The sequence below is a fragment of the Actinomadura kijaniata NBRC 14229 genome, from assembly GCF_001552175.1.
In the GTDB taxonomy this organism is placed as follows: domain Bacteria; phylum Actinomycetota; class Actinomycetes; order Streptosporangiales; family Streptosporangiaceae; genus Spirillospora; species Spirillospora kijaniata.
Genome location: NZ_BCQR01000002.1, coordinates 1 through 24059, shown reverse-complemented (window position 1 = coordinate 24059; position 24059 = coordinate 1). Strand labels below are relative to the sequence as shown.

Sequence of the window (24059 nt, the reverse complement as noted above, 5' to 3'; positions counted from 1 at the left end):
GGTAAGGTGCGGCACTTCACTTACGATCGTGCGATATCCGAACTATCCCCCATCCAAGGAGAGATCCTCACCATGCCTGAGTCGTGGGACTGGGCCAAGGTGATCGCGGCGGCCGCGGTGCTCGCGGTCGCGCTCGCCGTGGCCGTCATCTCGCGCGTGCTGGCGGGCCGGCTGAACCGCCGTGCCGGGGACACCCGGTGGGCCTGGGACGACCTGGCCGCCAAGCTGCTGCACGACCTGGCGGTGCCGATGTCCCTGCTGGGCGGTGCCTGGATCGCCGCCGAGATCCTCATCGTCAACCGGCGCACGCTGGACTACACCGGCAAGGTGCTGACCGCCCTCACGATCATCATCGTGGCGCTGGCGCTGGCCCGGCTGTTCGCCGGGGTCGTCACCTCGGTCGCCTCGGCCCGCCAGGGTGTGGCGGCCAACGTCACCATCTTCGCCAACATCACCCGTGTCCTGGTGCTCGGCATCGGCATGCTCGTCATGCTGCAGAGCCTCGGTGTGTCGATCACCCCGCTGCTCGGCGCGCTGGGCGTCGGCGGCCTGGCGGTCGCCCTGGCCCTCCAGGACACCCTGGCCAACCTGTTCGCGGGCGTGCACGTGCTGGCGTCCAAGACGATCGAGCCCGGCGACTACATCAGGCTCGCCACCGGCCAGGAGGGTTACGTCGTCGACATCAACTGGCGCAACACCTCGATCCGCACCCTGTCGGACAACATCGAGGTCATCCCGAACCAGCGGTTCTCCGACACCATCCTCACCAACTACCACCGGCCCGCCCAGGACATGGGCCTGCTCATCCAGGCCAGCGTGTCCTACGACAGCGACCTGGAGAGCGTCGAGAAGGTCGTCATCGAGGTCGGCCAGGAGGTCATGGCCGAGGTCGAGGGCGGGGTGAAGGACACCGAGGTGCTGGTGCGCTACCACACCTTCGCCGACTCGGGCATCGGCTTCACCGTCATCCTGCGCACCAGCGAGTTCGGCGACCAGTTCCGCATCAAGCACGAGTTCGTCAAGCGCCTGCACCGCCGCTTCCGGGCCGAGGGCATCGAGATCCCGTTCCCGGTGCTGCGCGTCATGAACGACGGCGTGCGCCCCGCCGCCCGCCCGGTCGCCGTCGACTGACGGCGACCGGACGCGAACGGCCGGACGCGAACGGTGGACGCGGTCAGCCGCGCGGCGCGCGCTCCTCGAACCACGCCAGGAACTCGGAGTGGCCGAACATGCGCGCGGTGTCGGCCGCCGACGGATCGCCCGCCCACGGGTCGGCGCCCACGTCCAGCAGGACCCGCACCACCTCGGGCTCCTTCTTGAACACCGCGCCCGCCAGGGGGCGCTGGCCCCGGTCGTTGGGGCGCTCGGGATCGGCCCCCCGCTCGGCGAGCGCCCGCACCGTCTCGGCCTGGCCGTGGTAGGCGGCCAGCATCAGCAGGGTGTCGCCCTTCTCGTTGCTGAGGTTGGGCGGCACCCCCGCGTCCACGTAGGCGGTCAGCGGCCCGGTCTGCCCGGTGCGGGCCATGTCGAACAGCCGGGTCGCGAATTCTTCCAGGTCGGAGTCGGTGCCGTTCATGGAACGCACCCTACTGCTCAGCCCGTTCGACTCGTCCACGTGGAGCTGCCCGCCCAGGCTGCCCGGCCCGTAGCGCAGGTGCTTCTCCAGCGCCACCAGCGCCCCGCTCTCGGGGAAGCTGCGGAACCGCACGTCGTCGGCGAGCGTCCGCATGATCATCATGCCGCGGCCGTGCTCGGCGCGTCCGTCGGACCGCCCGGCCGCCTCCCCCTCCGCCCGGGCGGGGTCGAACCCCTGCCCGGAGTCGATCACCTTGATGACGCACCGCTCACCGAGGATCGTCACCCTCACCGTGTAGTCGTCGCCCGCCCGGGCGTGCCGGATCACGTTGCCGCACGCCTCGCTCAGCATCAGCTCGATGTCGCCGCGGATCGTCTCCTCGACCCCGAGGGCCTGGAGCGCGGCGTCCAGCAGCCGACGGACGGCGGGCACGCTCGCCGCGTCACGCGGCAATCGAAGGTCGAGATTGAGTTCCACCGTCGCCTCCGTCGTCCCGTTCGGCATCTCCTGCTGTGGCCCCGCGCTCTCATCCCTGCCCGTCCCCGGCGGACCAAACCTCGCCTACCGGTGTGACAGTTCGTCCCAGGACGGCCACGCCCCGCTTCCGAGCAGGTCGAGCACCAGTGCGCCGATGTTCCACGCGTCGTCCTCGCCGCTGTGGTGGCGCCCCTCCAACGGCAGTCCCGCGTGCCGCAGCGCCCCCGCCATTCCCGGCTTGCGCGGCAGTTCGCGGGCCTCGGCGTAGCGGGCCTTGGCGTTGGTGTGGCGGCGGCCGAACGGGTAGCGCGTCCCGGTCTCCCGGCACTGCCGCTCGAACTGCTTGCGGTCGTAGTCGCCCCAGCTCGCCCATGCCCGCGAGTGCGACCGGTGTTCGCGCTCCAGCAGCGCGCACGCCTCGGCGAACGTGACGCCGGTGTCCACCTTCTCCTGCGTCAGCCCGGTCAGCTCGGTGCAGAACGCGCTGACGCGCGAGCGTTGCGGCCGCACCAGGATGCCGTGCCGCTCCACCCGCCTTCGCTCCCTGAGGTCCACCACGCACAGCCCGATCTCGATGATCTCGTTGACCTGGTCGCGCGGCCGCGGCCCGTTCCAGCAGGTGGCCTCGACGTCGACGACGTTGAGGAAACGCCCGGTCTCTTCCATGGTCGGCAAGTTACCGAGCGGCCTTCTCCCGGGACGACCGGTTTTCCGCCGGCGCGGGCGCGCGCGGCGCGGTGAGCCGGGCGACGGCGCGCTGCGCGACGACGATCCCGGCCAGCATGACCAGCCCGCCCGCGATCTGCGCCGGGCCGAGGGACTGCCCGAGCAGCACCCAGGCCAGCACCGCGCTGGCCACCGCCTCCAGCGCGGCCACCGGCGCCCCGACGGCCGCCGACAGCCGCCGGATCGCCGCCAGGTTGAGGAAGTAGGCGAGCAGGGTGGTGACCAGCACCAGCCAGCCCAGCACGAGGAGCGCGGGCACCCGGTGCCCGACGGCGGGGACGTCCCCGGCCAGCACCTCCCACGGGATCTCCCAGGGGCGGGCGGGCACCGTCAGCGCCAGCGCCGCGCCGGTCAGCCCCCAGGTGACGGCGGTGAACGGGGGCAGCCGTTCCCCCGAGCTCTGCGTCATCAGGAAGTAGGCGGCGGCGGTCACGCCGGTGGCCAGCCCGAGCACCAGCCCCAGCGGGTCCATGGCCAGCCCCGTCCAGACCTCGGTGACCAGGGCCATCCCCAGCAGCGTGCAGACCGCCCCGACCGCGGCCGACGCCGGGACGCGCACCCGCCGCGCCAGCCACAGCCACGCCACCACGATGACGGGCGCGGTGAACTCGAGCAGCGACGCCAGGCTCACCGGCAGCCGCGCCACCGTCGCGTAGTACAGGCCCTGCACGGCGGCGAAGCCCACGAGCGCGTACCGCACGGCGAACCAGCGGTGCCCCCGGGGGACGACCAGGTCGCGGGGGCGCAGCAGCAGTCCGACGGCCAGCAGCGCCAGCGCGCCCGCGCCGAGCCGCAGCCACGTCATCTGGACGGCGCTCAGCCCCGCGTCGATGAGCATCCGGGCCAGCGGCCCCGAGAATCCGAAGCAGGTGGCCGAGACGATCCCGAGCACCAGCCCGCCGGTTCCGGAACGGTTCGCCATCGCGTTCTCCCTTCGCAGCTCGACACCGCCATACCCGCTTTGATGGTGTTATTCCGGAGGGAGGGGAAAAGTTCAGGAACCGGGCCGGGGCGCGTAGGACGGCACGTACTCCTGGCCCGACAGCTTCCGGATCGCCTGCATGATCTCGTCGGTGACCGCGCGCGTCACGTCGCGGTGCGAGGCGGGCCCGCGCCCGGCGAACGTCATCGGCTCCCCGAGGCGCACCTCGATCCGGCCCGGCCGCGGCACGACCCGGCCGCGCGGCTGCACCCGGTCGGTCCCGACCAGCCCCACCGGGACGACCGGCGCCCCGGTGCGTAGGGCCAGCCGCGCCACCCCCGTGCGCCCCCGGTACAGCCGCCCGTCGGGGGAGCGCGTCCCCTCGGGGTGCAGGGCGAACACGTCGCCGCGCTCCAGGACCCGCGCCGCCGCGTCGAGGGCGGCCAGCGCCGCCCGCCCGCCGGACCGGTCGACCGCGATCGCGCCGCCGCCCCGGAAGAACGCGGCCATCGTCCGTCCCGCCACGCCCGGCCGGGTGAAGTACTCCTGCTTGCCGAGGAAGAACACCTGGCGCGGCACCACCAGCGGCAGCACGAACGAGTCGCAGACCGCCAGGTGGTTGGCGGCCAGGATCACCGGCCCGGTGCGCGGCAGCGACTCCAGTCCCGTCACCTCGGGGCGGAAGGCCAGCCGCATCGGCGGTCCGAGCAGGACGTGCTTCAGCAGGGGGTAGACCAGGCGTTCGGGAGTCATGTCCGAGAAGGCTAGGTTTCCGTTACTCGACGGGTCGCTGACCACGCCGTACAAAAGGAACGCCTGCGATCTTGTAGGGGTCGGCGCTTGCGCCTCAGTCGCGCGCGGCGGCGTCCAGGGCGGCGGTGAGGCGCTCCAGGGAGGCCCGCAGCTCGGTCAGCTCGGCGGGGCCGAGGCCGGTCGCGGTCAGGATCTGGCGCGGCACGCGCACCGCGCGCCCGCGCAGCGCCGCGCCCTGCGCGGTGAGGGAGACGGTGACCGAGCGCTCGTCGTGCGCGTCGCGTTCGCGGCGCACGAGCCCGGCGGTCTCCAGCCGTTTGAGCAGCGGCGACAGCGTTCCCGAGTCCAGCCGCAGCGCCAGGCCCAGTTCCTTGACCGTCAGCGCCCCCTGCTCCCACAGCGCCAGCATCACCAGGTACTGGGGGTAGGTGAGGCCGAGTTCGCGCAGCATCGGACGGTAGGCCGCGTCGAACGCGCGGGCCGTGGCGTGCACCGCGAAGCAGAGCTGCCCGTCCAGGCTCAGCAGCTCGTCGGGGGAGGCGTCGTCCCAGCTCGTCGGGGTGTCCATGGCTTCCATCCTACAATTCAATTGCACACAACTGAGTTGTGCTATGTTTAGTTGCGCACAACTCAAGGAGGTTCCATGGACGCCCTGTACACCGCCGTCGCCACCGCCAACGGCCGGGACGGCCGCGCCGTCAGCTCCGACGGCCGGCTCGACCTGCCCCTGGCCCCGCCCCGCGAGATGGGCGGCAGCGGCGACGGCACCAACCCCGAGCAGCTGTTCGCCGCCGGGTACGCCGCCTGCTTCGCCAGCGCCCTGGCCGCCGTCGCGCGCAAGACCCGGCAGGACGTCAAGGACGTGTCGGTCACCGCCGAGGTCGGCATCGGCGGGAACCTGGAGCGGGGCTTCGGCCTGGCGGTGGTGCTGCGGGTCGAGCTCCCCGACGAGCTCCAGGACGGCACCGGCAAGGAGCTGGTGGAGCGCGCCCACCAGGTGTGCCCCTACTCCAACGCCACCCGCGGCAACATCCCCGTGGAACTGGTCATCGAGTGACGTCGCGGTCGCGTGCGCGGCGGCGGGCCGCCCGTCCGGCCGCCCACCCGGCCGCCGCGCACGCGACGAACGCGACCGCCACCCACCCCGCCCCGACCGACTCCAGCCACCCCGTCACCGCGCCCTGCGCCCCGGCCACGGCCCCGACCACCGGGTCGTCGGCCGCGCCGCCCGCGTTGACGCGCAGCTCGTACCAGCCGTAGTAGGCGACGTACAGCCCGGCGGGCACCAGCAGCGCCCCGCTGGCCCGCGACACGTACGGCAGCACCCGGCGCGTCCGCGCGACCACCGCGCCCCGCGCCAGCGCGACCATCATCGACAGCAGCCCGACCACCAGGCCCATGCCCGCCCCGTAGGCGACGAACGCCAGCACGCCGTCGCCCACCGTGCCGCCCGCCGCGACCCCCGTGACGGCCAGGAACGGCGCGATCGTGCACGACAGCGACGCCACCGCGTAGGACGCCCCGTAGCCGAACAGCGCCGGGACCGAGCCGTCCACCCGGCCCACCCTCAGCCGGGGCACCCGCACCGTCAGCTCGCGGCCCGCCAGCAGCCGGACGCCCAGCCCCAGCAGCACCGCGCCCACCACGATCGTCACCCACGGCAGGTACTCCTGCACCGACGTGGTCGCGACCGTCACCACCAGCCCGAACGCCCCGAACACCACGACGAACCCGGCGGTCATCGCCGCCGACAGCCGCAGCGCCCGCCACACCCCGCCCGCGCCCGGCGCGGCGACCAGCAGCGCCAGGTACGACGGCAGCAGCGCGAACCCGCAGGGGTTGAACGCCGCCACCAGCCCCGCCGCCAGGGCCAGCGACAGCACGCCCGGGTCAGCCACCGGCCAGCGCCCGCACCCGCGCCGCCAGCTCGTCCTCGCCCAGCGGGCCGGACGCGCGCTCGGCCGTCCCGTCGGGCCTCATGAACAGGAACGACGACTGCGTGGTGACGCCGAAGTGCCGGTAGAGCCGTCCGCTCCGGTCGTCCAGGTGGGGCAGGCCCGACGTTCCGGTCCGGGCGACGAACTCCTTCATCTTCGCGGTGTCCCGGTCGAGCCCGGCGACGCCCACGAACTCGACGCGCCCGGCGTTGGCGCGGGCGGCCTTCGCGACCGCCGGGCCCTCGGCGCGGCACTTGGGGCACCAGGGCGCCCAGAACCAGAACACCACGGGCTTCTCGGCCAGGTTCACCCCGGTGAACGGCCTGCCGTCGAGCGTGGTGGCCTCGAACCGCAGCTTGTCCGGCAGCTTGCGCAGCCTCTGCTGCTCCTTGGCCGGGGAGCCGGACGGCGAGGGCGCCGTGGCGGACGGGACGGGCGCGGACGGGGTGCCCCCGCCCGCGCCCGATCCGCCGGAGCCCCCGCATCCGGCGAGCAGGATCGCGCCGGTGACCAGGGGAAGGAGCTTGTTCATGACGGCAGGCTAACCGCGCCGGGGGCCGCCGGATCTTACGAGCCGGTGACGTCGTGCCCCCGCGGGCCGGCCCGCCGGTCAGCCGGCCGCCGCGGCGGCCTCCTCCGCCTGGATCACCTTGCGCATGGCCTTGACCGCCGGACCGGAACGGGCCGTCAGCTCGGCGATGCGCCGCTTGTACCGCCGCCGGTCGCCGCGCGGCAGCACCGTCCTGAGGCCGGCCGCCGCCGCCAGCGCGGCCGTCGCCGCGTCGTAGCTGTTGACGTGCGCCGACGGCTTGCCGCGCAGCGCCGCCGACGCGCCGCCCCACAGCGTCTTCACCACGCGCGGGTCGCGGACGGTGACCCGGTGCACCGGGAACAGCCCCAGCACCTTGCGCCGCTCCACCCGGATCCAGCCTCCCCGGCTCAGCTCCTCGCGGACCGTGGCGACCATGGCGCGGTGGTCCTTGCGGACCCAGTGCTGCCAGGACCTCGGCCGGGACGCCGCGATCTGCGCGCACAGCCCGTAGGGGTCCGCGCCGGGGGTGTCGGGGCGCGGGCGACGTCCGTCGTCGACCAGCCGCCCGTCCAGGTACAGCTCGGTGAGCGCCGCCGCGCGCAGCAGGTAGCCGAGCTTGTCGCGTCGCGTGAGCCGCTGCTTCTTCGGGTCGTAGGCGAGCAGGAACATCCTCGCGGGCAGGGAGTCGGGGGTGGGGACCATGACCTATTCCTCGGGGGTCTCGTCCGGATCGTCGTTCTTGGGCGGGCGGCCGGGCCGCCGCATCCGCCCGGCGTCGCCGGGCATCCGTCCCGCGTCGGCCAGCGCCCGCCGCAGCAGGAACTCGATCTGCGCGTTGGTGCTGCGCAGCTCGTCCCCGGCCCAACGGGCCAGCGCGTCGTGCACGGCCGGGTCGAGCCGCAGCAGGATCTTCTTGCGCTCGCGGCTCACTGGTACAGCGAACCGGTGTTCACCACCGGCTGCGCGTCGCGGTCGGCGCACAGCACCACCAGCAGGTTGCTGACCATGGCGGCCTTGCGCTCCTCGTCCAGTTCGACCACGTCGTCCTCCTCCAGCCTGGCCAGGGCCTGCTGGACCATGCCGACCGCGCCGTCCACGATCTGCTTGCGGGCGGCGACCACGGCCCCGGCCTGCTGCCGTCGCAGCATCGCCTGCGCGATCTCCGGAGCGTACGCCAGCCGCGTGATCCGCGACTCGATGATCTTCACTCCGGCCGACTCGACGCGCAGCGACAGCTCCCGCGACATCATCCCGGTGATCTCGTCGGCGTTGTCGCGCAGCGAGGTCCGGTCGGCGGCGTCGTAGGGGAAGCTCCCGGCGATGTGCCGCACCGCGGCCTCGGTCTGGAACGCCACGAACTCCACGAAGTCGTCGACCTCGAACACCGCCCGCGCGGTGTCCTCGACCTGCCACACCACCACCGCCGAGATCTCGATCGGGTTGCCGTCCAGATCGTTGACCTTGGCCAGCCCGGTCTCGTGGTTGCGGATCCGGGTCGAGATCCGCCGCCGCTCGGTGATCGGGTTGACCCAGCGCAGGCCGTCCTCGCGGACCGTCCCGGTGTAGCGGCCGAGCACCTGGAGCACGCGGGCCTGGTTCGGCGCGACCGGCGTCAGCCCCGCGCCGACCACCAGCCCGGCCAGGAACAGCAGCACCCCGCCGACGACCCCGGCGACCGCCGCGCCGCCCCCGGCGGAGATCCCCCAGAGGAACAGCGCGACCCCTCCCGGCACCAACAGCAGCGCCAGTCCCAGCATCGGCCAGCCGCTGACGTTGCGCGCCGGACGCTCCACGATCTGCGGTCGCGGCATCTCCACCGGCGCGACCTCCGTGTTCAGCTCTGTCATGAGCCCTCCTTGGGGTATGGCATCAATCTAGCAAAGTGATATCACTTTTCGCCAGAGGGATTCCCCACCGAACAACACGAAACGGATGGAACGGTCATGGCGCGGGAGGTCAGCGGCGCCCGCCGAGGCCCGATCCGGCCACCGGGCGCGGGACGGCGGTCAGGCGCGGGACGGCCCGGTGCGGCGCGGGACGGCCCGGTGCGGCGCGTCGCAACGAGGGCGGGCGGCGACACGGTCGACGCGCGTGCCGCGGAGACGTCCCGCTTGCGCGAGGGAGACGAGCGCGGTGTTCACGCGGGCGGCGTTGGCGGCGCGGGGCGGTCACCGCTCTTGGTCGCCGTCCTCGGTCACGCCGTCAGCACCGCGTCCGCCGCCTCCTCGCGCGTCATCGCCGCTCCCCGGGCGAACGCCTTCTCGTAGGCGGCGTCCCCGAGCGCCTCCCGCACGGCCGCGGCGACGCGGACGGTGTCGGGGGACAGCAGCCGTCCGATGGTGCGCAGCGTCCGCTCCGCCCCCAGCAGCACCGCCGCCCGCTCCGGCCGTCCCTCGGCGAGGGCGACCGCGGCCATCCCCAGCGCCGCGTCGCCTCCCGGCGAGGCGACCGTGGTCCCGCCGGTCCCGCCGGTCCCGTCGAGCGCCCGCCGGAACAGGCCCCTGGCCCGCTCCGGGTCGCCCTCCGCCAGCGCCAGCCAGCCCAGCCCGGCGTGCGCGCGCACCGGCGTCCCGCCGCTCCAGCCCCACTCGGCGATCGGCGCCGCCAGGACCTCCTCGTACAGGCGGCGCGCCGTCGCCGTGTCGCCGCGCAGCCGCGCGATCTCGGCGAGGCCGTGCCGGGCGGTCATCGCCTTCGGCTGCGCGCCGGCCCGCGCGGCGAGCTCGGCCGCCCGCTCGTAGTCGCGCCCGGCCGCGTCGAGGTCGCCGCCGCGCAGCAGCAGGTCGCCGCGCCGGACCAGCAGGTCGCTCTGGTCCTCCCGCGCGTCCAGCTCCTCGACCAGCTCCAGGGCCTCCGCCAGCAGGGTCAGCGAGCGCTCCACCTCACCCCGCAGCTCGGCCAGCTGGGACTGGGCGTCCAGCGTGTTGGCGATGCCCCACCGGTCGCCGAGCGCCCGGAAGATCACGGTGGCCCGCTCGAACAGCGGCTCGGCAGGCTCGGTCTCCCCGGCGAACAGGATCTGGTAGCCCATGCTGAAGGCGTCCAGCGCGCGCAGCCACGGGTCCTCCGACATCAGCAGGTGGGAACGCCGCTCGGCGACGTCGTCGGCGGCGGGCAGCGGGTTGACCATCGCCCACAGCACCAGGCAGCCCGGCCGCCGGGGCACGCCCCGCATCGTCGCCATGACCGTCTCGGCCGCCCGCAGGTGCGCCGCGCCGTCCGCGCCCAGCGCGCCGGTGGCGCGCGCGTTCACCACGCACGTCACGTACTCCTCGGCCAGCCCCTCCGGCGGCACGGGCCCGACCGCCGCCAGCAGCTCGGCCGCCGGGCCGCCGAGCTCGCCGCGCCGCCCGCGCAGCCACATGTACCACGAGGCGGCCGCCATCAGCCGCAGCCCGGTCCCCGGATCGGCCGCCACCGCCCACCGCAGCGCGGCCCGCAGGTTGCCGTGCTCGGCGGCCAGCCGCGCCAGCCAGTCGAGCTGCCCGGCCGAGCGCAGCCGGGGGTCGGCGGTCTCGGCGAGGTCCAGGAAGAACGCCGCGTGCGCCCGCCGGAACCGCTCCCGCTCACCGGCCTCGGCCAGCCGCTCCAGGCCGAACGCCCGCACCGTCTCCAGCATCCGGTACCGGACCCCGTCCACCTGCACGAACGACTTGTCCACGAGCCCGGCCAGCAGGTCGTCCAGCGCGAAGCCGGACAGCCCGCACACCCGCGCGGCGGCCTCCGCGGTGAACCCGCCGGAGAACACCGTCAGCCGCCGCGCGAGGGCCCGTTCGTCCTCGTCCAGCAGGTCCCAGCTCCACTCGACCACCGCGCGCAGCGTCTGGTGCCGGGGCGCGGCGGCCCGGTTCCCCCGCGACAGCAGCCGGAACCGGTCGTCCAGCCGCGCCGCGACCTCCTCGACCGGCAGCGACCGCAGCCGCGCCGCCGCCAGCTCGATGGCCAGCGGCAGCCCGTCGAGCGCGCCGCAGATCCGCAGCACCGCCCCGACGTTGCCCGCGGTGACCGCGAAGTCGGGGCGCACCGCCTCCGCCCGGTCGGCGAACAGCCGCACCGCCGGGTAGCCGAGCACGTCCTCCGCCGCCGTCCCGGCCGGGGGCAGCGGCAGCGGCGGCAGCGGCCACAGCCGCTCCCCGGTGATCCCCAGCGCCTCCCGGCTGGTCGCCAGCACCCGCAGCGCCGGGCACGCGCTGAGCAGCCGGTGCGCCAGCCGCGCCGCGTCGGCCACGACGTGCTCGCAGTTGTCCAGGATGACCAGCAGGGCGCGGTCGGCCAGCGCCGACACCAGCCGTTCCACCGGGTCGCCCTGCGGGGCCCCGTCCCGGATCCCGTGCTCGCGCAGCCCGAGCGCGCCCAGCACCGCCTGCGGGAGGTCGCGCCCGTCGCCGACCTGCGCCAGATCGACGAAGCAGACCTCGCCGGGCTCGCGCTGCCCGGCCTCCACGGCCAGCCGGGTCTTGCCGGCCCCGCCCGGCCCCAGCAGCGTCACCAGGCGCCCCTCCGACAGCAGCGCCCCCACGCGCCGCAGCTCCTCCTCGCGCCCGACGAAGCTGGTGAGCTGCGCGGGCAGGTGGGACCGCACCGACGCCGGGGGAGCGGCGGCGACCTCGCCCCGCAGCACCGCCAGATGGACCGCGGCCAGCTCCGGCGACGGATCGGCGCCGAGCTCCTCGGCCAGCGCCGCGCGCGCGTCCTCGTAGACGGCCAGCGCCTCGGCCTGCCGCCCGTCCAGGTACAGGGCCCGCATCAGCAGCCCGCGGGCGCGCTCCCGCAGCGGGTGCTCGGCGACGAGCCCCCGCAACGCGCCCAGCACCTCCGGGTGCCGCCCGATCGCCAGCGACGCCTCGGCGAGGTCCTCGACGACCGCGGCCCGCGCCTCCTCCAGCCGGGTCGCCCGCGCGGCCGCGAACGGAGCCGCCAGATCGGCCATCACCGGCCCGCGCCACAGCTCCAGCGCCTCCCGCAGCAGCGCGGCCGCCTGCCCCGGCGCCCCCTTCGACAGGGCCTCGCGCCCCTCCCGGGCCAGCCGCTCGAACCGGTGGACGTCGACGTCGTCGCGTTCGACGGCCAGCCGGTACCCGGCCGCGTGCCCCTCCACGAGCCCGGCGTCCCCGAGCCCCCGCCGCAGCCGCGACACCTGCGACTGCAGGGCGTTGGCGGCCCCGGCCGGCGGCTCCTGCCCGTACAGCCCGTCGATGAGCCGCTCGACGGGGACGAGCCGCCCGGCGTCGAGCAGCAGCAACGCCAGCAGCGCCCGCACCCGCGGGCCGCCCACCGCGATGACGTCGTCCCCGCGGCGCGCTTCCACGGGCCCCAGAATGCCGAACCGCATGGCCCGATTCTTCCGTATGGCCCGGCACGGTGTACGAGGCGCGGATGGGGGGTTAGCGTGCGAAGGCATGACCGACGCACCCACCGAGATCCAGGCCGTCACCGACTTCCTCCGAGCGCTGGAGGCCCTGGACGTCGACCACGCGCTGTCCTTCACGGCCCCTCAGATCGTCTACCAGAACGTGCCCCTCCCTCCGGCCCGGGGCCGCGAGGCGGTGGAACGGACGCTGCGCGCGATGGCCCGCTACGGCACCGGCTTCGAGGCCCGCGTCCACCACATCGCCGCCGACGGCCCGGTCGTGCTGACCGAGCGCACCGACGTCCTGGTCGCGGGCCCCTGGCGCGCGGAGTTCTGGGTCTGCGGCACCTTCGAGGTCCACGACGGCGAGATCACCCTCTGGCGGGACCACTTCGACTGGGCCACGCTCCTGGCGGCCTCGGCGCGGGGCCTGTTCGGGGCCGCGCTGGCCCGCCTCGGCCGGTGACACGGCCGGTGACGCGGCCCGCCCGGACGCCGCGCGGCGACGGGCCCGGGTAAAAACCGCGCCAACTGGAACAAACCCCCTACTGCCTGCGTTGACACCGGTGACGTCGCCAACACGGCGTCAAGGTGCGGGGGTCGCCGGGGGGACGGCTCCCGCACCCTTTTCTTTCCGCCGCCTTCTTTCCGCCACCCTCGTCCTCCGGGCCCGCCTCACAGCCGCTCGAAGCCCCGGACCCGCTCCCAGTCGGTGACCGCGCCCTCGAACGCCTCCAGCTCGGCGCGCGCGGCCTGGGCGATGTGCCCGACCACGTCGTCGCCGAAGACCTTCCCCGCCACGGGGCTGTTCTCCCAGCGGCGCAGGGCCTCGGTGAGGGTCCCGGGCAGGCGCGGGACCGCCGGGTCGGCCAGGGCGTTGGACCGGTGGGGCGCGGGCAGCGGCAGCTCGTTCTCGACGCCGTGCAGCCCGGCCGCGATGATCGCGGCCACCGCCAGGTAGGGGTTGGCGTCGCCGCCGGGCACCCGGTGCTCGATGCGCAGGGAGTGACCGGCGCCGACGACCCGGACGGGGCAGGTGCGGTTGTCGCGGCCCCAGCCGATGCCGGTCGGCGCGAACGCCCCGGGGCGCAGCCGCTTGTAGGAGTTGACGTTGGGGGCCATCAGCAGCGCGAAGTCGGCCATGCACGCAAGCTGCCCGGCGATGAAGTGCCGCATGAGGTCGGACATGCCGTCCCCGGCCGCCGGGTCGGCCAGCACGGCCGCGCCGTCGGTGCCGCGCAGCGACAGGTGGACATGGCAGGAGTTGCCCTCGCCCTCGTCGAACTTGGGCATGAACGTGACCGCGCGGCCCTCGGCGGCGGCGATCTGCTTGACGCCGTTCTTGAAGAAGACGTGGTTGTCGCAGGTCCGCATCGCCTCGTCGTACCGGAAGACGATCTCGTACTGGCCGGGGTGGACCTCCGCCCGCGCGGTCTCCATCCGCAGCCCGGCCGCCGTCATCTCGCGGCGGACGCGCCGCACCAGCGGCTCGACGCCCTCCAGACCCTGCAACGAGTAGTCGACGTTGTACCGGGTGGCGGGCCGCAGCCCGTGGTAGCGGTGCTCCCAGGCCTGCGCGTAGGACTCGCCGAACACCAGGAACTCCAGCTCGGTCCCGGCGAGGGCGGTCAGGCCGAGGGCGGCGAGCCGGTCGAGCTGCTCGCGCAGGACGCGGCGGGGCGCGACCCGCACCGGCTGCCCGTCGGGCCAGGAGGCGTCGGCCAGCACCACGGCCGTGCCCGGGTCCCAGGGCGGCAGCCGGACGGTGCCGGGGTCGGGGCGCAGCACGAAGTCGCCGAACCCGCTCTGCCAGGCGTCGATCGCGTAGCCGGGGCCGGTGTCCATCTCCACGTCGGTGGCCAGCAGGTAGACGCAGGCGTTGAAACCGCCGGCGGCGGCCTCGTCCAGGAAGTAGGGCGCCGACAGGCGGCTGCCCTGCAGCCGTCCCTGGAGGTCGGGCACCGCGACGACGACCTCCTCCAGGCGGCCGGCCTCGGCCTCGGCGCGCAGATGGTCGAAGGAGGGGGCGGACATCACTTCTCCTCGGGGAACGCGGTGGCGAGCGGGTTGGCGACGCGGCCGTGGACGACGTCGAAGCCCTCGTCGCGTTCGGCGCGGTCGTGGAAGCCGCCGCCGAGCAGCTGCTCGCGGTTGAGGGCGACCCGGTCGAACTCAGGGGCCAGCAGCCCGAATCCGGCGAAGCGGTCGGCCAGCTCGGGGAAGCGGGCGTGGTAGCGCTCGACCTCCCGGCGCACCATGGCCCAGAACTCCTCCTCCGGGACGCCCAGGTGCTCGGCCGCCAGCGGCGCGAAGAACCGGAAGTGCCCCGCGAAGACCGCGCTGAGCAGGGAGTGGGCCAGCTCGTGGGCGGGCCAGCGCAGCAGGACGCGGTCGGCGCGTTCGGGCAGGCCGGCGTACTCGGGGTGGTCGCCGGGCAGCAGGTTGACGTCCTCGGCGAAGTCCTTGACGGCGATGCCGACGGGGACGTCCCGCTCGTCGTAGAGGACGACGGTGTTCTCGCCGTGCGGGCAGAACGCGACGCCGTACCGGTACAGGTAGTGCAGCAGGCCGGGCAGCAGGGCCGACAGGAACGCCTCCAGCCACCGGTCGGCGGGCAGCCCGGAGCGCGCGACCAGCTCGGCGGCCAGGGCGCGGCCGTCGGAGCCGACCTTGAGCAGGGCCGCCATGGTGCGGGCGCGCCGCCCGTCGCCCAGCAGGGCGTCCACGGGCTCGCGCCAGACGGCGCCGAGCAGCTCGTGGTAGCGGTAGGGGGCGTCCCGGACCGACTCGTACAGCGGGTGGCCCACCGCGACGGCGGCGACCTCCCCGAGGGGGTGGAAGACCAGCTCGTCGCGCAGGTAGGGGTCGGCCGCGCGGACGCCGTGCAGCCAGGCGGTGACGTCCGGCGCGGCGGAGGTGGGCTCGGTGGACAGGCCGCGCCAGACCAGGGTGTTGCGGATGAGCAGCGGCACCTTGACGTTGCGGCGGTGCGGGTGGTCGAGGTTGGCGAGGGTGCGGATCGACTGGAGCGGGCGGTAGCGGTCGGGGCCCTCGCCGAGCCGCACGATGCGGCCCTCGGCGAGGTAGGGCGCGAACAGCGTCTCCACCGCCTCGTCCCAGTGGAACGGGTGGACCGGCATCCAGACGAAGTCGGCCGGACGGTGGGGGCCGCCGGCGCAGGCCGCCGCCAGCGCCGCGGCGAACCGCTCGCGGACCTCCTCGTCCAGCTCCTCCTTCAGCAGGGTCTCGGCGTCCAGCCCGGGGACGCCGGAGTAGGCGGCGAGGCTGGAGTGGACGGCGGCCCAGACCAGGCGGACCGCCTCGGCGGTCTCGGGCGCGTAGGCCGCCGAGTCGGAGGCGGAGAAGCCGAGCCGGCCCTTGTTGAGCAGCATGCAGGGATGCCCGTCCTGGTGGGCCTCCAGGGCGAGGTGGTCCAGGTCGGCCAGGGCGGCGGCGGGCAGGGCGCGGGCGAGGGACCCGGCGTCGGCGCGCCGCGTGGCGGTCAGCTCCCGCAGCACCTCGGCGGTGGTGGGGCCGTCCCAGCCGAGCACGCCGCGGGCGTCGAGCAGGAACCGTTCGGGGCCCGCCTCGCCGTCGCCCGGGTCGGGGTGGCGCGCGGGCGGCCCGGCGAGCCGCCAGGTGCCGAAGGTCCCGCGGGCGGCGCGGAAGGTCCAGCGGACGCCGTCGCCGAAGTCCAGCCGGTAGGCGTCGGCGCCACCCGCCGGATCCGGCTCGGGGACCAGCAGCTCCTCGTAGGCGAACTCCTCGACGGCCTTGACCAGCAGCCGGCGGCCCGCCTCGGCCCAGGCGTCTCGGGTGACGGGGTTCATCGGTCGTACTCCTTGACTCGCAGGGGGGCGTGCACGGGCGCTTCGCCGGGGACGGCGGCGAAAGCGGTGTCGGACGGGGCCGGAAGGGGGACGGGGGAACCGGACGCCCGCGCCCGCGGCAGGGCGGCCGCGGCGACGCACAGCAGCGCCACGGCGGCGACCGTCAGCGGCAGGGCCAGGCCGTGGGAGACCATGGCCGCCGACACCAGCGGGGCCGCCAGCAGCCCGGCCGAACGCACGGTCTCCACGGCGGTGAAGGCGGGCCCGGCGGTGCCGGTGGAGTGGAACATCCGCATCTCCACGGCCACCTGCGCCAGGCCCAGCCCCAGCCCCGTCAGCAGCCGGCCGCAGACCAGCTCCGGGAGACCGTCGGCCGCGTACTGCCACACGAACCCGGCCGCGCAGACCGTGGCCGCCACCGGCAGCAGCCGGTGGCCGAACCGGTCGTGGCAGCGCCGTGCCAGCGGCAGCGTCGCCAGCGCGCCCAGGCTCGGCAGGAAGAACAGCACCGCGCCGCCCAGCGAGCCGCTGCCGAGGCCCTCGGCGAACTCGGTGAAGAACGGGCGCGCCACGGCGAGCGCGAAGTCGAACGCGACACCGATCAGGGCCGCCTGCGCCAGCAGCAGCCACCAGCGGCGGCGCGGGACGGCGGCCCGCCCTCCGCCCGCGTTCCCGGACGACGGCACCGGCCGTCGCTCGCCGGACGGCAGCCGCCGCAGCGCCCGCAGGATCAGGACCGCCAGCAGCACGTCGGCCACCGCGAACGCCGACACGCCGAGGCGCGGGTCGGGCAGCGCGAGCACGGCCGCCCCGACCAGGGTCGCCGCCACCGCCGTCACGTGGAACACCACGACGATGGAGCGCACCGCGGCCAGCTCGGCGTGCTCGGCGTCGCCCTGCTCCTCGGCCGCCTTCCGGGTGCACTCGGCGACGAAGGCCGGGTAGGCCAGCAGCAGCGCGGCGTTGCACGCCACCGAGACGGCCGACAGGGCGGTGAAGGCGACGTAGCTCGGCGCGAACCCCAGCACCACGTCCACCGCGGCGGCCGAGCACAGCCCGGCGACCACGCACTGGTGCAGCGGCCACCGGCGGGCCGCCAGCCCCCACAGCGGGAGCGCGACCAGCCCCATGATGCGGCAGACCCACAGGTACAGGCCGGTCGCCTCGGGGTCGTCGACGTCGTAGAGGCGCTCGAACAGCTGGGGGAAGAACGGGGCGAGCGCGGTCTCGGCGACGAGGTACAGCGCGATCACCGCGACCAGGAGGGCCCGCAGCGGCACCCCGGGCCGCGCGGGGTCGGCCTTCCCGGCCGCCCGGGAAGGGGTCACCGCCGGGGTCCGATCGGGTCCGGCAGGCGTTCCGCCGGGACGGGCACGTCGTCGCCGGAGGCGGCGGGGGAGCCGGAGGCGGCGGAGCCCTCGGGCGCGCCGAACGTCGTCCAGGCGGCCCGCTCGGGCACCGGCAGGACGGTCCGCCCGCACACCGCGTTGAGGATCTTCGCGGCGCGCCAGGCGCCGAGGGTGAGGTCGGGGGCCCCGACGCCGTGGGTGTGCATCTCGGCGTTCTGGACGTACAGCGTGCCGCCGACGCGCGGGTCGAGCGCGACCCGGTACCGGTCGTCGATCCGGTAGCGGCCCCTGGCGTCCCAGTCGACCAGGTCGCCCATGGCGTCCAGGAACGCCGGGCGGGTGGCGGCGTAGCCGGTGGCCGCGACGATCGCCGAGGTGCGGAAGGTGAAGGAGCGGTCCTGCTGGCCGTGGTGGCAGGTCAGCGCGTACCCGTCACCGTCGGCCTCGACCGCGCGCAGCTCGACGCCCGGGTGCAGGTCGACGCGGGGACGCCCGCCGCCGATGGTGCGCTCGTACATCTCGTCGTGGATCTCGGCGAGGGTCTCGACGCTGACGCCCTTGTAGAGCTGCCACTGCTCGCGGACCAGCCGCTCGCGGCGCTCCTCGGGCAGCCCGCGGAAGTAGCGGATGTAGTCGGGCGTGAAGTGCTCCAGCCCGATCTTGGAGTACTCCATCGGGGCGAACGCGGGGGTGCGGGCCAGCCAGCGGACGAACGGGCCGCCGCGCCCGTCCCCGTCCTGGCGGCGGATGAGGTCGAGGACGACCTCGGCGCCGGACTGCCCGGCCCCGAGCACGGTCACGTCGTCGGCCTCCGCCAGGGTGTCGCGGTGGTCGCGGTAGTCGGCGCTGTGCAGCACGCGGCCCCGGTGCGCGTCGGTCAGCAGGGGCCGCAGCGGCTCGGGCACCACCGGGGTGGTGCCGACGCCGAGGACGACCTGCCGGGCCAGCACCCGTCCGGTCGCGCCGTCGGCCGACCGGTGGGTCACCGCGAACGCCCCGGCGGCGTCGTCCCAGGTGACGGCGGTGACCTCGGCGTCGAAGCGGCAGGAGGGCAGCCGTTCGGCGACCCAGCGGCAGTAGTGGTCGTACTCGCGGCGGGGGATCAGGAACCGCTCGGAGAAGAAGAACGGGAACATCCGGTCGTGGTGCCGCAGGTAGTTCAGGTACGACCAGGGGCTGGTGGGGTCGGCCATCGTGACCAGGTCGGCGAGGAAGGGCACCTGGAGGGTGGTGCCGTCCAGCAGCAGGCCCGGGTGCCAGGAGAAGGCGGGCTTGGCGTCCAGGAACAGCGCCTTCAGGTCCGGCACGCCGTCCGCGAGGGCGGCCAGGGAAAGGTTGAACGGTCCGATGCCGACGCCGACGAGGTCGTAGGGGGCGTCGTGCGGGGCGTCATGGGGGGTCTGGGGGTTCAACGCCGCTCCTCCGCGAGGGGGTTGGGAAGGTCGATGTAGACGGACTGGGTGTGCACGTCGCCGACGAGTTCGTCGAGCCCGTCCACGCAGGTGAGGTAGTTGCCCTTGCAGCGCAGCGTGGGCGCGTCGAGCAGCAGGTCCAGCAGGCCCTTGGCGCCGGGCTCGGCGGCGCGCAGCCGCTCCAGCCGCGCGCGCAGCACGGCCAGCAGGTCGCCCTCGCCGGCCAGGCCCTGGGAGCCCAGGGCGCCGACGAGGCCCAGCAGGTTGCTGATGCCGAGGTAGTAGCCGACGCGTTCGTCGACGAAGGCGTCGTCGAAGACCAGCTCGACGTCGTCGGTCGCGCCGGGCAGCAGGCGCTCCACCTCGCCGAGGCGGGACTCGGCGAGGTAGTAGCCCTGGCTGTCGCGGTACCAGCCCGCGTCCGGCAGGCCGTCGTCGCCGAGGGCGACCAGGGTGTTCTGGTGGTGCGGCTCCAGGGCGATCCCGTAGCGGGCCTGCAACCGGATCAGGGGGACGGCCAGGACGTCCAGGTAGCGTTCCAGCCAGCGCGCGGCGGCCGCCGCGACCGTGGTGCCGTGGGCGCGGGCGGCCCGCGCCACGGCCGCGGCGAGCAGGCTGCGGTGCCGGGGCGCCGACCCGTCGCCGGGGCCGGTCCGCTCGGCCAGCAGCCCGGCGACGCACAGTCCCTCGCGGCCGCCGCCCCGGAACGGGTTGTCGCGCACGGCGGTCTCCAGGCCGGTCTCGGCGCCCGAGGTGCCGACCGAGACCCAGGCGAAGTCCCGCAGGATCGCGAAGTCGGGGTGCTCGGCGCGCAGCCAGTCGGCGGGGCCCGCCGCCAGCAGCCGGGCGGCGCTGACCCCGAGGCGCATCTCGCCGCGCAGGTTGTTGCGGCGGGAGTTGGTGATGCGCATGCCCAGCGACAGCTTGAGCATCACCTCGGCGTCGGGCCGGTGGACCGTCCGCACCGAGGAGGTGGGGAACCAGGGCGCCCCGCCGGGCCCCAGCGGGATCAGCAGCCCCTCGTCCACGAGCCGCCGCAGCTCCGGCCGGTGCGCCGCCTCCCGCGCCTGCCAGGGGTGCGCGGGGACCGGCACGGTGCCCGGCGGCAGGTCGACGCCGTCGGCCAGCGGGCGCAGCAGGTCGGCCACCGCGCGGCCGTCGGCGCTGTCGCCGACCACGATCTCGGGGCGGGCGGCGAACCAGTGCAGGGCGAACGAGCCGCGCAGCTCGGGGGAGAAGTCGGCCAGTTCCCGTTCGGTCGCCTCCTCGCGGCTCTTGGGCGCCGGGTGGAAGGGGTGGCCCAGCAGGAGCGCCTGCTCGGCGTCCAGGAACGGCGTCGGCCCGGCGGCCCCGTCGGGCTCGGCACGGCGGGACGCCAGGTGGGCGGCGATCCGCGCGGCGGAGTCGATGACGCGGCCGACGGCGTCGGCGCCCAGGTGGGCGGGGTGGCCGCGGCCGGTCGTGGACTCGCGGACCGCCGCCGCCGCGACCAGCGCCACGTCGGCGGGCGGCGCGTCGTCCCGGCCGGTGCCGAGCACGGCCGGCACGCCGAAGCGGTGCCAGCCGGTGGCCGAGCGGTACCGGACCGGCACGCTCAGCCGCAGGCCGCTGGCGGGGAGGTCGAGCAGCAGGTCGCGGCCGGGGGCGGGCACCCTGGTGCCGGTCTCCCGGACGTAGGCGCGCAGCAGCGTCTCGACGGCGGCCGCGTCGGCGGCGCGCGCCGGGTCGGGGTGGTCGAGCGGGTCGGGCCCGCCGGCGGGGGTCCGGTGGTCGAGGGGGTCGGGGCCGACCGTGGTCGGCGGGGGCGACGGAAGGGGCATCGGGGACTCCGGGGAGGGGAACGGGCGGGGCCCGGTCAGAGCAGGACGCGGTCGGCGACGGGGTGGCCGAGGAAGGAGTGCATGGCGAACTCCCAGCCGTAGGAGCCCGCGTAGGGGAACACGGCGATGTCGCCCGCGCGCACGCGGTCCACGCGCACGTCCCGCAGCAGCGTGTCCTCGGGGGTGCACAGCTCGCCGACGAACGTGACGCGGGTGTCGGCGGCCTCGGGGCGCGGGCAGTCCTCCGGCCACTCCTCGACGGGCAGGACCGCGACGTTGTGGACGATGTCCCAGGAGGTGGGGAGCTGGAAGTGGTTGATGCCGCCGCGCAGCGCGGCGAACGACCGCCCGTAGGAGTGCTTGACGTCGGTGACCTCGGCGGCGTACCAGCCGCAGTCGGCGACCAGGAACCGGCCGGGCTCCAGCGCCACCCTCACCCCCTCGGGCACCGCGACGTCGGCGGCCAGCTCCCCGAACCGGGCCACGTCGAAGGGCTTCTCGCCCTCGAAGTTCACGCCGATGCCGCCGCCGACGTCCACGTGCCGCAGGTCCACGCCGTGCCGGGCGGCCGTGGCGAGGCTCCACTCCACGCACCAGCGCAGGTAGGTCGCGTGGGTCTCGGCGTCGAGGTTGTTGGAGGCGGCGTGGATGTGGAAGCCGACCAGGTCGACGCCCGGCAGGCGGCGGGCGAGGGCGACCGCGTCGGCCACGTCCGGTTCGGCCACGCCGAACTGCGAGGGCTCGCCGCCCATGTGCAGGGACCCGGTGACGGGGATCTCGGCGGGGTTGACGCGCAGCGCGACCCGCGCGGTCGTGCCGCGCTCGCGGGCGATGCGGCTGACGCGGTGCAGCTCCAGCGGGCTCTCGGCGTTGATCGCCTCGACCCCGGCCTCGACCAGCCCGGTCAGGACGGGCACCGACTTGGCCGGTCCCGCCGCGACGACCGGCGCGGGGGAGCCGGGCGCGGCGGGCCTGGCGGCGGTGGCCAGGGCCAGCTCCGACAGCGAGGCGACCTCGAACCCGTCGACGTGCGGGGCCAGCGCCTCGACGATCCCCGGGAAGGCGTTGGCCTTGACCGCGTAGTAGACGGCCGCCCACGCGGGCAGCGCCGCGCGCAGCTCGCGGGCGCGCCCCGCCGCGACCCGGCCGTCGTACAGGTAGGCCGCGACCGGTGTCCCGGCCCGCGCGAGGTCGAGGACGCGTTGCCGCACGTGCGCGGGCACGACGTCGGCGGGGTAGGCGGAGCGGGGCGCGGCGGACGGGGGGAGTTCTATGGACACGACGGCTGCCTTGCTGGTGGGAGGGGACGCGGGGAGGGACGGGGCGCGCGGCGCGGATCAGGCCGGGCGCAGCGAACGCACGATCATGGTGTGGGGGCGCCAGCCGGGGTAGGGCTCCATGGTGCCGACGGGGGTGAACCCGTAGGCGGCGTAGCGGCCGAGGACGACGGCGTTGCCGTCGGCGACCAGCGCGGCGGCCCGCTCCTCCGGACGGCGGGCCAGGAACGACTCCAGCAGCGTGGCGGCGACGCTGCTCCGCCGCCAGGGCACTCCGACCAGGAGCTCGCAGAGCCCGACGGTGCGTCCCGGGTACTCGCGGACGAACTCCGGGTCGGGCGCGGGGGTGAGGCCCTTCCACCACAGGGAGTCCTCGGGGAGGGTGTAGCCGTAGAGGAACCCGGCGACGCGCTCGCCGTCGAAGGCGGCGACCAGCTCGAAGCCGGGGCGCCCGCGGTGGCGTTCCAGGCGTTCGGCGATCGACGGGTCGTTGTGGTCGCTGAGGTCCAGCGCGTGGGCGTAGACGTCCTCGTAGGCGTCCACCCACAGCGCGAGCCGCTCCCCGGCCGCCGGGCCGTCGAAGCGCTCCATGCGCAGGGCCGGGGCGTTCGGGAGGGAGACGGGGGCGGGGCCCGCGTCGGTGAGCAGTTCGGTCATGGTCCTTCTCCGGGGGTCGGCCGGGGCGTCCGGCGGCGCGCGGCCGCCGGGCGTCCCCGGCTGGGGGACGGGGGCCGCTAGTGGCCGGTACCGGCCGGGGCGGGGTTCTCCGCCCGCTCGGCGACCAGCTTGAGCAGGGCGTCGAGGTCGGCGGCGGTGGTGCGCGGGTGCAGCAGCGTCACCTTCAGCCAGAGGCGGCGGCGTCCGTCGCGGTCGGCGACCCGGGCCCGGCCGAGGACCGCCCGCCCCTCGGCGAGCAGCTCCCGCCGGACGCCCGCGACGAGCTCGTCGCCCGCCTCCTCGCCCGCCGCCTCGGCCAGCGCGTCGGCCGCCACCGGCCGGAACAGCACGGTGCTGATGCCGGGGGAGCCCGCGTGGCGGCGCAGCGCCGGATGCGCGTCGACGGCGCGGGCGAACTCCTCGGCCACCCCGACGCAGTGCTCGACCGCGCCGGCCATGCCCCGGCGGCCCAGGGCCCGCAGCGTCGCCGCGATCTTCAACGCGTCCGGGCGGCGCGAGGTGCGGATGGAGCGGCCGAGCAGGTCCGGCAGCCCGGCCTCGGTGTCGTCGTCGGCGTTGAGGTAGTCCGCGGTCAGCGACAGCGGCTCCAGCAGGGCGGTGTCGGCGACCGCCAGCACCCCGGCGGCCACCGGCTGCCATCCCAGCTTGTGCAGGTCGTAGGTGACCGACACCGCGTGCTCGATCCCGGCCAGCCGCGGCGCCAGCTGTTCGCTGAACAGCAGGGGGCCGCCGTAGGCCGCGTCGACGTGCAGCTCGGCGCCGTGCGCGCGCGCCACCTCGGCGAGTTCGGGCAGGGGGTCGATCAGCCCCTCGTCGGTCGTCCCGGCCGTGGCGGCCACCAGCGCCGGGGACCCGTCGCGTCCGGCGTGCGCGGCCAGGGCCCGGCCGAGCGCGGCGGGGTCCATCCGGCCGCCGGGGCAGTCGACGACCACCGGCTCGGGAAGGCCGAGCAGCCACGCGGCCCGGCGCACGCTGTGGTGGGCGTTGGCGCCGACGAACACCCGCGGCGCGCGGGCCCCGGCGGCGAGCGCCCGTTCCCGGAACAGCAGCAGGGCGACCAGGTTGGACTCGGTCCCGCCGCTGGTGATGACCGCGTCGGGATCGGGGCGGCCGGCGTACACCAGCCGGGCGAGGACGGCGGTGACCTCCTCCTCGACGACCGCGGCGGCGGGCGCCTGGTCCCAGGAGTCCATGGAGGGGTTGAGCGCGGAGGCCGCCAGGTCCGCCGCGGCGGCCACGGCGAGCGGCGGGGTGTGCAGGTGCGCCACGCAGTGGGGGGCGGAGGGGTCGGCGGCGCCCTCGGCGGCCGCGCGGGCCACGCCGTACAGCGCCTCCTCCACCGGCAGGCCCTCCTCGGGCAGGATCGGGACGCACAGGGCGCGGGTGCGGGCCGCGACCGCCGCCGGGCCGCCGCCGGGCA

The 24059-nt window shown here is 75.4% G+C and carries 22 protein-coding genes; 3 read left to right on the top strand and 19 right to left on the bottom strand.

Features of this window, described 5'->3' with window-relative positions; all coding sequences use genetic code 11:
* Positions 1-72 precede the first annotated feature (72 nt).
* Complete coding sequence (locus tag AKI01S_RS00810) at positions 73-1131, top strand: mechanosensitive ion channel family protein (RefSeq protein ID WP_067811077.1); 1059 nt, start codon at positions 73-75, stop codon at positions 1129-1131.
* Positions 1132-1174: 43 nt separating this feature from the next.
* Here the strand turns inward: AKI01S_RS00810 and AKI01S_RS54810 are convergent, their stop codons facing one another.
* The 5 genes from AKI01S_RS54810 to AKI01S_RS00785 form a co-directional block, all read right to left on the bottom strand.
* Entirely contained in the window at positions 1175-2053 is an 879-nt protein-coding gene (locus tag AKI01S_RS54810) for an ATP-binding protein (RefSeq protein ID WP_439951653.1), read from the bottom strand.
* An 84-nt stretch (positions 2054-2137) separates the two neighbouring features.
* A complete protein-coding gene (locus tag AKI01S_RS00800; RefSeq protein ID WP_067811156.1) occupies positions 2138-2719 on the bottom strand; it encodes a 3'-5' exonuclease in 582 nt (193 codons plus the stop codon).
* A 10-nt stretch (positions 2720-2729) separates the two neighbouring features.
* On the bottom strand, positions 2730-3701 hold the full coding sequence (locus AKI01S_RS00795) for an EamA family transporter (protein WP_067811074.1): 972 nt from the start codon (positions 3699-3701) through the stop codon (positions 2730-2732).
* A 72-nt stretch (positions 3702-3773) separates the two neighbouring features.
* Entirely contained in the window at positions 3774-4454 is a 681-nt protein-coding gene (locus AKI01S_RS00790) for a lysophospholipid acyltransferase family protein (protein ID WP_067811071.1), read from the bottom strand.
* Positions 4455-4548: 94 nt separating this feature from the next.
* Positions 4549-5022: a MarR family winged helix-turn-helix transcriptional regulator gene (locus AKI01S_RS00785; RefSeq protein WP_067811068.1), complete on the bottom strand. Its 474-nt coding sequence runs from the start codon at positions 5020-5022 to the stop codon at positions 4549-4551.
* Positions 5023-5097: 75 nt separating this feature from the next.
* Between AKI01S_RS00785 and AKI01S_RS00780 the strand changes: the two genes are divergently transcribed.
* Positions 5098-5511 (top strand): organic hydroperoxide resistance protein, encoded by a 414-nt coding sequence (locus tag AKI01S_RS00780; protein ID WP_067811065.1) that lies wholly within the window; start codon positions 5098-5100, stop codon positions 5509-5511.
* Here the strand turns inward: AKI01S_RS00780 and AKI01S_RS00775 are convergent.
* The 6 genes from AKI01S_RS00775 to AKI01S_RS00750 form a co-directional block, all read right to left on the bottom strand.
* Complete coding sequence (locus AKI01S_RS00775; RefSeq protein WP_245681430.1) at positions 5501-6352, bottom strand: cytochrome c biogenesis CcdA family protein; 852 nt, start codon at positions 6350-6352, stop codon at positions 5501-5503. The genes AKI01S_RS00780 and AKI01S_RS00775 overlap by 11 nt on opposite strands.
* Positions 6345-6923 carry a redoxin domain-containing protein gene (locus AKI01S_RS00770; RefSeq protein ID WP_067811061.1) on the bottom strand — a complete coding sequence of 193 codons (579 nt, stop codon included), beginning with the start codon at positions 6921-6923 and terminating at the stop codon, positions 6345-6347. The genes AKI01S_RS00775 and AKI01S_RS00770 overlap by 8 nt, the downstream gene beginning before the upstream one ends.
* A 78-nt stretch (positions 6924-7001) precedes the next feature.
* On the bottom strand, positions 7002-7625 hold the full coding sequence (locus AKI01S_RS00765; RefSeq protein WP_067811058.1) for a GOLPH3/VPS74 family protein: 624 nt from the start codon (positions 7623-7625) through the stop codon (positions 7002-7004).
* Between the two features lie 3 nt (positions 7626-7628).
* Positions 7629-7853, bottom strand: a complete 225-nt coding sequence (locus AKI01S_RS00760) for a type II toxin-antitoxin system antitoxin (protein WP_067811056.1) — start codon at positions 7851-7853, stop codon at positions 7629-7631.
* The gene (locus tag AKI01S_RS00755; RefSeq protein ID WP_067811053.1) at positions 7850-8770 is read right to left on the bottom strand and encodes an SPFH domain-containing protein; all 921 of its coding nucleotides are present in this window, start codon (positions 8768-8770) and stop codon (positions 7850-7852) included. The genes AKI01S_RS00760 and AKI01S_RS00755 overlap by 4 nt, the downstream gene beginning before the upstream one ends.
* A gap of 347 nt (positions 8771-9117) precedes the next feature.
* On the bottom strand, positions 9118-12231 hold the full coding sequence (locus AKI01S_RS00750) for an ATP-binding protein (RefSeq protein WP_245681429.1): 3114 nt from the start codon (positions 12229-12231) through the stop codon (positions 9118-9120).
* A 91-nt stretch (positions 12232-12322) separates the two neighbouring features.
* On the opposite strand from AKI01S_RS00750, the gene AKI01S_RS00745 reads away from it, so the two are divergent.
* Positions 12323-12739 (top strand): limonene-1,2-epoxide hydrolase family protein, encoded by a 417-nt coding sequence (locus AKI01S_RS00745; RefSeq protein ID WP_067811050.1) that lies wholly within the window; start codon positions 12323-12325, stop codon positions 12737-12739.
* A gap of 209 nt (positions 12740-12948) precedes the next feature.
* Here AKI01S_RS00745 and AKI01S_RS00740 read toward each other — a convergent pair whose 3' ends face one another.
* The 8 genes from AKI01S_RS00740 to AKI01S_RS00705 all read right to left on the bottom strand — a co-directional run.
* Positions 12949-14307: a glutamine synthetase family protein gene (locus tag AKI01S_RS00740; protein WP_067811047.1), complete on the bottom strand. Its 1359-nt coding sequence runs from the start codon at positions 14305-14307 to the stop codon at positions 12949-12951.
* Positions 14307-16103 carry an IucA/IucC family protein gene (locus AKI01S_RS00735; protein WP_067811044.1) on the bottom strand — a complete coding sequence of 599 codons (1797 nt, stop codon included), beginning with the start codon at positions 16101-16103 and terminating at the stop codon, positions 14307-14309. The genes AKI01S_RS00740 and AKI01S_RS00735 overlap by 1 nt, the downstream gene beginning before the upstream one ends.
* A complete protein-coding gene (locus AKI01S_RS00730) occupies positions 16100-17431 on the bottom strand; it encodes an MFS transporter (RefSeq protein WP_067811042.1) in 1332 nt (443 codons plus the stop codon). Before AKI01S_RS00730 ends, AKI01S_RS00735 begins: the two co-directional genes overlap by 4 nt.
* A complete protein-coding gene (locus AKI01S_RS00725) occupies positions 17428-18864 on the bottom strand; it encodes a lysine N(6)-hydroxylase/L-ornithine N(5)-oxygenase family protein (RefSeq protein WP_067811039.1) in 1437 nt (478 codons plus the stop codon). Before AKI01S_RS00725 ends, AKI01S_RS00730 begins: the two co-directional genes overlap by 4 nt.
* Positions 18861-20684, bottom strand: coding sequence for an IucA/IucC family protein (locus AKI01S_RS00720; RefSeq protein ID WP_083998705.1), 1824 nt, complete (start codon positions 20682-20684; stop codon positions 18861-18863). The genes AKI01S_RS00725 and AKI01S_RS00720 overlap by 4 nt, the downstream gene beginning before the upstream one ends.
* Before the next feature lie 35 nt (positions 20685-20719).
* On the bottom strand, positions 20720-21964 hold the full coding sequence (locus AKI01S_RS00715; protein WP_245681428.1) for an alanine racemase: 1245 nt from the start codon (positions 21962-21964) through the stop codon (positions 20720-20722).
* 57 nt (positions 21965-22021) lie between these two features.
* Positions 22022-22618 (bottom strand): GNAT family N-acetyltransferase, encoded by a 597-nt coding sequence (locus AKI01S_RS00710; protein ID WP_083998703.1) that lies wholly within the window; start codon positions 22616-22618, stop codon positions 22022-22024.
* A 77-nt stretch (positions 22619-22695) separates the two neighbouring features.
* Positions 22696-24059 (bottom strand): pyridoxal phosphate-dependent decarboxylase family protein (locus tag AKI01S_RS00705; protein WP_067811037.1); only part of this gene is annotated, 1364 nt, incomplete at its 5' end.

Excerpts from the sequence above, each read along its gene's own strand:
- AKI01S_RS00710 (WP_083998703.1), bottom strand. The coding sequence starts at position 22,618 with ATGACCGAACTGCTCACCGACGCGGGCCCCGCCCCCGTCTCCCTCCCG.
- AKI01S_RS00810 (WP_067811077.1), top strand. The coding sequence starts at position 73 with ATGCCTGAGTCGTGGGACTGGGCCAAGGTGATCGCGGCGGCCGCGGTG.
- AKI01S_RS00740 (WP_067811047.1), bottom strand. The coding sequence starts at position 14,307 with ATGTCCGCCCCCTCCTTCGACCATCTGCGCGCCGAGGCCGAGGCCGGC.
- AKI01S_RS00720 (WP_083998705.1), bottom strand. The coding sequence starts at position 20,684 with ATGCCCCTTCCGTCGCCCCCGCCGACCACGGTCGGCCCCGACCCCCTC.
- AKI01S_RS00745 (WP_067811050.1), top strand. The coding sequence starts at position 12,323 with ATGACCGACGCACCCACCGAGATCCAGGCCGTCACCGACTTCCTCCGA.
- AKI01S_RS00770 (WP_067811061.1), bottom strand. The coding sequence starts at position 6,923 with ATGAACAAGCTCCTTCCCCTGGTCACCGGCGCGATCCTGCTCGCCGGA.
- AKI01S_RS00780 (WP_067811065.1), top strand. The coding sequence starts at position 5,098 with ATGGACGCCCTGTACACCGCCGTCGCCACCGCCAACGGCCGGGACGGC.
- AKI01S_RS00755 (WP_067811053.1), bottom strand. The coding sequence starts at position 8,770 with ATGACAGAGCTGAACACGGAGGTCGCGCCGGTGGAGATGCCGCGACCG.
- AKI01S_RS00735 (WP_067811044.1), bottom strand. The coding sequence starts at position 16,103 with ATGAACCCCGTCACCCGAGACGCCTGGGCCGAGGCGGGCCGCCGGCTG.
- AKI01S_RS00790 (WP_067811071.1), bottom strand. The coding sequence starts at position 4,454 with ATGACTCCCGAACGCCTGGTCTACCCCCTGCTGAAGCACGTCCTGCTC.
- AKI01S_RS00800 (WP_067811156.1), bottom strand. The coding sequence starts at position 2,719 with ATGGAAGAGACCGGGCGTTTCCTCAACGTCGTCGACGTCGAGGCCACC.
- AKI01S_RS00795 (WP_067811074.1), bottom strand. The coding sequence starts at position 3,701 with ATGGCGAACCGTTCCGGAACCGGCGGGCTGGTGCTCGGGATCGTCTCG.
- AKI01S_RS00765 (WP_067811058.1), bottom strand. The coding sequence starts at position 7,625 with ATGGTCCCCACCCCCGACTCCCTGCCCGCGAGGATGTTCCTGCTCGCC.
- AKI01S_RS00785 (WP_067811068.1), bottom strand. The coding sequence starts at position 5,022 with ATGGACACCCCGACGAGCTGGGACGACGCCTCCCCCGACGAGCTGCTG.